Annotated in this window: 7 protein-coding genes and 1 rRNA gene; 4 read left to right on the forward strand and 4 right to left on the reverse strand. The window is 45.3% G+C overall.

Translation table 11 applies throughout. From position 1 onward, the window contains the following. On the reverse strand, positions 1–158 hold a 158-nt coding region (locus tag L5M11_RS23410; protein WP_259573881.1), incomplete at its 3' end, for a transposase. 205 nt (positions 159–363) lie between these two features. Here L5M11_RS23410 and L5M11_RS23415 point away from each other — a divergent pair. Both L5M11_RS23415 and glmS read left to right on the forward strand, forming a co-directional pair. Beyond that, entirely contained in the window at positions 364–1,134 is a 771-nt protein-coding gene (locus L5M11_RS23415) for a DeoR/GlpR family DNA-binding transcription regulator (protein ID WP_011791272.1), read from the forward strand. 44 nt (positions 1,135–1,178) lie between these two features. Beyond that, the gene (gene glmS / locus L5M11_RS23420; RefSeq protein ID WP_263193416.1) at positions 1,179–3,008 is read left to right on the forward strand and encodes a glutamine--fructose-6-phosphate transaminase (isomerizing); all 1,830 of its coding nucleotides are present in this window, start codon (positions 1,179–1,181) and stop codon (positions 3,006–3,008) included. A gap of 108 nt (positions 3,009–3,116) precedes the next feature. Here the strand turns inward: glmS and L5M11_RS23425 are convergent, their stop codons facing one another. The 3 genes from L5M11_RS23425 to L5M11_RS23435 all read right to left on the reverse strand — a co-directional run bounded on the left by L5M11_RS23425 (position 3,117) and on the right by L5M11_RS23435 (position 4,884). Continuing rightward, positions 3,117–3,320 (reverse strand): DUF2061 domain-containing protein, encoded by a 204-nt coding sequence (locus L5M11_RS23425; RefSeq protein WP_105250772.1) that lies wholly within the window; start codon positions 3,318–3,320, stop codon positions 3,117–3,119. A gap of 183 nt (positions 3,321–3,503) precedes the next feature. Beyond that, on the reverse strand, positions 3,504–4,409 hold the full coding sequence (locus tag L5M11_RS23430; RefSeq protein WP_113941423.1) for a 1,4-dihydroxy-2-naphthoyl-CoA synthase: 906 nt from the start codon (positions 4,407–4,409) through the stop codon (positions 3,504–3,506). Between the two features lie 124 nt (positions 4,410–4,533). Then, the gene (locus tag L5M11_RS23435; protein WP_263193418.1) at positions 4,534–4,884 is read right to left on the reverse strand and encodes a hypothetical protein; all 351 of its coding nucleotides are present in this window, start codon (positions 4,882–4,884) and stop codon (positions 4,534–4,536) included. 91 nt (positions 4,885–4,975) lie between these two features. Between L5M11_RS23435 and ccoG the strand changes: the two genes are divergently transcribed. Beyond that, positions 4,976–6,403, forward strand: a complete 1,428-nt coding sequence (ccoG, locus tag L5M11_RS23440) for a cytochrome c oxidase accessory protein CcoG (protein ID WP_105250769.1) — start codon at positions 4,976–4,978, stop codon at positions 6,401–6,403. Between the two features lie 615 nt (positions 6,404–7,018). Continuing rightward, positions 7,019–7,363 (forward strand): 16S ribosomal RNA (locus L5M11_RS23445); the annotation flags it as partial.

Here is a 7,363-nt window from a genome sequence, read left to right on the forward strand (position 1 = left end):
TCTTTAGGTAAATCTCGCCAAGGGATACCTGTTCTAAGGCGGTAAAGAATACCTTCGAATGTTTGTCTATGTTCAGGTTTGTCATAAACACGGCCTGTGCTTTTCATTAAATGAAATAGCTTTTCCCAGCGTGCATCGGTTAGCATAAGTCTTGGCATGGCTTGAGGTTATGGTTACTTTTGGCGAAGCAAATTATAACGTCTTGCCATGCTGTCTAAAAATTACTCTCGAAAGATCAACAGACCCTAGCTAGACAGATAAAAAATTGCTCGGATCATGCAAAAGTGTGTTTCCCACGACTAGCAAAAAAGTTTCGTTTCACTATAATGCATCTTTCGAATCGAAACTTAACTGAAAGGTTTTATGAACAAACGAAACACACAGCAGCGTCGCCACAGTATAATCACCATATTGAACGAACAGGGTGAAGTAAGTGTCGATGAATTGTCGTTACGTTTTGAAACCTCAGAAGTGACGATTCGTAAGGATCTCGCCGCGCTTGAGAAAACGGGTTTATTATTGCGCCGTTACGGTGGCGCCGTGGCGATTCCAGACGAAGTCACTCAACAGTTCTCTGCCAAGATCGCGCCTAATAAACTTTCTATTGCGAAAACTGCCGCGCAGCTGATTAAAGATCACAATCGCATCATTATCGATAGTGGCACTACGACGTCAGGTTTGATTGAACAGTTGAACGATAAGCGTGGGCTGGTGGTCATGACGAATGCGCTGCACCTTGCCAATGCCATCCATGAACTCGAAAACGAGCCAACCTTATTGATGACCGGTGGCACTTGGGACCCGCATTCTGAATCCTTTCAAGGTCAAGTCGCCGAGCAAGTGTTGCGTTCATATAATTTCGACCAACTGTTTATCGGTGCCGATGGTATCGATCTTGAACGCGGGACCACCACCTTTAACGAGTTAACAGGCCTAAGCAAAGTGATGGCCGAAGTTTCCCGCGAAGTGATCGTTATGGTCGATTCAGACAAAATCGGCAAGCGGATCCCTAACTTAGAGTTACCGTGGGCCAAGGTCAGTGTGTTGGTCACAGACTCACGTATCGACGAGAGTGCGCTCAAACAAATTTCAGATCAGGGCGTGCGAGTTATGTTAGCGCCCTACGCTCAATAGACAAAATAGCTTAACAACTTCATTTTAATTTATAGGTAAAGACTATGTGTGGAATCGTAGGCGCCGTGGCGCAAAGGGATGTGGCTGAAATTCTGGTAGAAGGCTTACGCCGTTTAGAATATCGCGGATATGACTCTGCAGGTGTTGCGGTTATTCACAATGGTGAACTGAGTCGCACGCGCCGCGTGGGTAAAGTACAAGAGTTGTCGGCTGCGCTTGAAACTGACCCATTAGCGGGCGGAACCGGTATTGCGCACACTCGCTGGGCGACCCACGGTGAGCCGAGTGAGCGTAATGCTCATCCGCATTTATCGGAAGGTGATATTGCCGTGGTGCACAACGGTATTATCGAAAACCACAATAAACTGCGCGAAATGCTTAAAGGTTTAGGTTACAACTTTAGCTCAGATACCGACACCGAAGTGATTTGTCACTTAGTGCACCATGAGCTGAAAACCCATAGCACTCTGCTTGGTGCCGTACAAGCCACGGTTAAACAACTTGAAGGCGCCTATGGCACAGTGGTAATCGATCGTCGTGACAGTGATCGTATGGTTGTGGCTCGCTCTGGTAGTCCATTGGTGATTGGTTTTGGTCTAGGTGAAAACTTTGTCGCCTCAGATCAACTCGCCTTATTACCTGTTACTCGTTCATTTGCTTTCCTAGAAGAAGGTGATGTGGCCGAAGTGACCCGTCGCAGTGTGAGTATTTTCGACTTAAACGGTAATGCCGTTGAGCGCGAAGTTAAAGAATCTGAAATTACCCACGATGCCGGTGACAAAGGCGAATATCGCCACTATATGCTTAAAGAAATTTACGAACAGCCATTGGCACTGACGCGCACAATTGAAGGTCGTATTGCTAATAAGCAAGTGCTAGACACGGCTTTTGGTGACAACGCTGCTGAGTTTTTAAAAGATATCAAACATGTGCAAATCATCGCCTGTGGTACTAGTTACCATGCGGGCATGGCGGCACGTTATTGGTTAGAAGATTGGGCTGGCGTGTCTTGTAACGTCGAAATTGCCTCTGAATTCCGTTATCGCAAGTCGCACTTATTCCCAAATAGCCTGTTGGTGACGATTTCACAATCGGGTGAAACTGCCGATACCTTAGCGGCCATGCGCTTAGCGAAAGAAATGGGTTATAAAGCCACATTGACCATTTGTAATGCGCCAGGTTCATCATTGGTTCGCGAATCTGACATGGCTTACATGATGAAAGCGGGCGCCGAGATTGGCGTGGCATCGACTAAAGCTTTCACAGTACAACTTGCTGGATTATTAATGTTGACTGCGGTGATCGGTCGCCACAATGGTATGTCTGATCAAATGCAGGCTCAAATCACTCAAAGCCTACAATCTATGCCAGCAAAAGTGGAACAAGCTTTAGGTTTAGATGCTGCGATTGCTGAACTGGCTGAAGATTTTGCCGATAAACACCATGCGTTATTCCTTGGCCGTGGCGATCAATATCCGATTGCGATGGAAGGCGCGTTAAAGCTGAAAGAGATTTCTTATATTCATGCTGAAGCTTATGCCTCTGGCGAATTAAAACACGGCCCACTAGCGCTTATCGATGCCGATATGCCAGTGATTGTCGTTGCGCCAAACAATGAATTGCTCGAAAAACTGAAATCGAATGTTGAAGAAGTGCGTGCCCGTGGCGGCTTAATGTATGTGTTTGCCGATGTGGATGCCGAGTTTGAGTCGGATGACACGATGAAAGTGATCCCTGTGCCACACTGTGACATCTTTATGGCGCCACTGATCTACACTATTCCTTTACAGCTATTGTCGTACCATGTTGCATTAATCAAAGGTACCGACGTGGATCAACCACGTAACTTGGCAAAGTCTGTAACAGTAGAATAAATAGAGATATTTAAATGAAAACCGCCTTTATTGGCGGTTTTTTCATTTAGATTCACGACAAAATGACGATTAACTTACAGCAATAGCAAATGCTAGTGGCTTAGCTTTCTATGCTGGAATGGCATCTAGTTCGTGCTGCTTTTTGGCCTCAATGCGTTTCCACACTTTGTCATGGAAGTAAAACACTACAGTGTTAATCGCGGGTTCTACTAAGGCTACTGCGCCACCGACGACTACGCTGCCAGTTAATAAATAGGTTACGGTAAAAGCGACGCTAAAATGCAGTACGGCAAAAGTGAGTGTCTTAGTCATGATCTTGTCCTCTAAATAGGCTCCCAGCGGGAATACTTAGATGATAACAATTCTCATTAAAATTAAAAGCTGTGTTTTCAGATTAGTTTAAACGGTTTTATCTATTTATCCGTTGTAAAAAACATAAAGCCCTCACGATGGAGGGCTTTGAGCATTTAAACGTAAATTAATACGATTCTAAAATTAGTAGTGCCAAGGGAAGGCTGAAAAATCTTGATCGCGTTTTTCGAGGAAGGCATCGCGTCCTTCCTGTGCTTCGGCGCTCGCATAGGCTAAACGCGTCGCTTCACCGGCAAATAATTGCTGACCGACCATACCATCATCAGTCATGTTGAAGCCGTATTTAAGCATACGCATAGCCGTAGGTGATTTAGAGTTAATCTCTTTCGCCCACATTAATGCTTCGGTTTCTAGCTCTGCATGGGGAACGGATTTATTAACCATACCCATGTCGAAGGCTTCATCAGCGCTGTAGTTAAATCCGCAGAAGAAGATTTCGCGGGCACGTTTTTGACCTATCATCTTGGCGAGATAAGCACTGCCATAACCTGAGTCGAAGCTCGCCACATCGGGATCGGTTTGTTTAAATATTGCGTGTTCTTTCGAGGCTAAGGTTAAGTCGCACACTACGTGTAAACTATGGCCGCCACCCACCGCCCAGCCCGGCACAACGGCGATGACCACTTTAGGCATAAAGCGGATCAGGCGTTGCACTTCTAATATATGTAAGCGGCCCATTCTGGCTTGATCGGCCTTACCTTCTTCGGCGCCTTCATATTTATAGCCATCTTTGCCGCGAATACGTTGATCGCCACCCGAACAGAACGCCCAGCCACCATCTTTTGCCGAAGGACCGTTACCCGTAAGCAGTACGCAACCCACATCAGACCATTGGCGTGCATGGTCGAGTGCGATAAATAATTCATCAACGGTTTTAGGTCGGAAGGCGTTACGGCACTCTGGGCGATTAATGGCAATGCGTACTGTGCCGTGCGCTTTGGCTCTGTGGTAAGTAATATCGTCGAAATGAAATCCACTGACTTCATCCCATAGGGTGGGATCAAAAATGTCTGATACTTGTTGGGTCATGATTCATAGGCCTTTATGCTGTAATGCCTCAAAGGCTAGGCGGAATCATATATAAGGTCAATCACCTAAGTCTAAACCTTAGCGCTATATAGCAAAATCCCGTTTGCCTATGAGTCTGTAATGATTAAAGGTGATCACATAGATAAAGCTGATTATCTTTGCTAAACACTGGATGTTGAGGTGCCATAGTACCGCAATAGTTAGCCTTAAAGTCGGCAATAGACTCGGGTGTCATTGAAATTTGATTGAAAGCTTCGAGTTCTAATGTGGATAAACGTTCTATGATGTCGGTTCTTACCTTAGCCAGTTTATGGTCGATTTTAATAATTTTTGTTCCCGTCATAGAGTCAACTTTATTCTCTATTTCTTTGATCATCGCCTCAGTCTTTGCAATAGGAACATCTAATTTATCTGTTTCTGTGTATAAGTAATATAAAGCACCCGCGAGTAACGCCAATATGATCCAACCTTTCATCTTTTAGTCCAACATAAGTGAATAACCATTAAGAATATGGGTATAATAAGCTAGTTTTCGTCCAATATTAAAGCAGTAAAAGGCTGTAACGATGAACTCAGAATCTAACAACAAGGACTATTCGAAAACCAATCGAATTAAGATTCACCAGCCAGATGCGAGTAAAGCCGATCGCTTTAATCCTCGTAATCGGATTTATGTCCGAGCCATAGACGGTTTGTGGAGTAGCGTACGTCGCCGCATGGGCTGGATCGCCATGTTATTTTTCCTGCTTTTACCTTGGATCCCTTGGGGCGACCGTCAAGCCGTATGGTTTAACTTGGGCGAACAAAAGTTTCACGTCTTCGGTTTAACGATTTGGCCGCAGGATCTCACCTTGCTTGCAGCGTTGTTTATGATCGCTGCCTTCGCTCTGTTTTTTGTGACCACCTATCTTGGCCGTGTTTGGTGTGGATACACTTGCCCCCAAACAGTATGGACCTTTATGTTCATCTGGTTCGAGGAAAAACTTGAAGGCGCACGCAATAAACGCATTAAGTTAGATCAAATGCCATGGAGCTTTGACAAACTCTGGCGCAAAACGGCAAAACATACGGCCTGGCTATTGCTCTCACTGATGACGGCGATGACCTTTGTGTCCTATTTTGTGCCAAGTCGTGAAGTCTATGTCGATGTATTTACGCTTAATGCTTCTGGCGGTATCTACTTCTGGGTCGTGTTCTTTACACTTGCCACATACGGCAATGCGGGTTGGATGCGTGAAATCATGTGTATCCACATGTGCCCTTATGCTCGTTTCCAAGCGGCCATGTTCGATAAGAATACTTTTATCGTGGGTTACGATACTAAACGTGGTGAGACCCGTGGTCCGCGTTCACGCAAAGATGACCCTAAAGAGCTAGGGCTTGGCGACTGTATCGACTGTGACTTGTGTGTGCAGGTATGTCCTACGGGAATCGACATTCGTAATGGTCTGCAATATGAGTGTATTAACTGCGGCGCTTGTATCGATGCCTGCGATCAAACCATGGATCGTATGGGATATGAAAAAGGGCTTATCAGTTATACCACCGAGAACAAGTTAGAAGGAATTAAGCAAAAAGTGCTGCGACCTAAACTTGTCGGTTATGGCGTGGTACTGATAGCGATGATATTAGTCTTTATATACTCCAGTGCGACCATAGCACCTGTGCGTATGGACATCATTCGTGACCGCAACCAACTCTATAGAGAGAACAATCAAGGTTTGATTGAAAACACCTTCACCTTGAAGATTCTTAATAAGACAGAGCAATCCCACGAATACACTATGAGTGTCGAAGGATTAGACAACTATAAATGGTACGGTCCAACTTCGGTCACTATTGCGGGTGGTGAAGTGTTAACTCTCCCTATTAGTGTCGGTATCGATCCGGTTGAGCTGTCTCGTTCAGTTACTAATATCGAGATAAAAGTGAAAACTCATATCGACGGTGAAGAAGTCGAAGTTGAGCAAGAATCTCGCTTCTTTAGTCCATAGATAACAGTATTTATGATGATCTAGCTGAGCGTGACTCATATATATTGCCAGACTTAATCGAGATAAAGGGGCTTTTTAGCCCCTTTTTTATACGTATCGTTTGATAAGTAAACGTCTAAACCATTAATCGTTATTTTCCTACAAAAAGCCCTTGCGGACTTTCTCAATCTCCCTATAATGCGCATCCACTGACACGGCAGACGGCGTTAAGCAGCCTGACGAGTTAGGTTGAATTGAGTCGCTTTTAAGCACTTAATTCAAGCGCAGCAAGAAGTTGTAAAAAACTCCTTGACGCGAAACGGGAAATGTGTAAAATGCACGACCCTGAGCTGATGAAGCATCAGCACGACCCGCCGGCAACGGTATGTGGTCAACGCTCTTTAACAAGATAAAACAAGAAATCTGTGTGGACACTCACAGGTGTTGAGTTAATCGAAACTGCTTAACCTTCGGGTTAGCAGTCAAAAATTTAAATCAATGTTTTCAAGTCATTCTCCTTAACGGAAAGGGTGATTGAGTGTTCATAGTAATATGTACAGTTTGTTTCTTTAGTTAGAAACAAAAAATCAGAATTCATTGAGCCGCTGAAGTCGTAAGACGGAAGCAACAAAACTTTAATTGAAGAGTTTGATCATGGCTCAGATTGAACGCTGGCGGCAGGCCTAACACATGCAAGTCGAGCGGCAGCGCAAGGGGGTTTACTCCTGAGGCGGCGAGCGGCGGACGGGTGAGTAATGCCTAGGGATCTGCCCAGTCGAGGGGGATAACAGTTGGAAACGACTGCTAATACCGCATACGCCCTACGGGGGAAAGGAGGGGACCTTCGGGCCTTCCGCGATTGGATGAACCTAGGTGGGATTAGCTAGTTGGTGAGGTAATGGCTCACCAAGGCGACGATCCCTAGCTGTTCTGAGAGGATGATCAGCCACACTGGGACTGAGACACGGCCCAGACTCCTAC

It is taken from the genome of Shewanella sp. SM87, from assembly GCF_025653705.1.
GTDB lineage: Bacteria > Pseudomonadota > Gammaproteobacteria > Enterobacterales > Shewanellaceae > Shewanella > Shewanella oncorhynchi.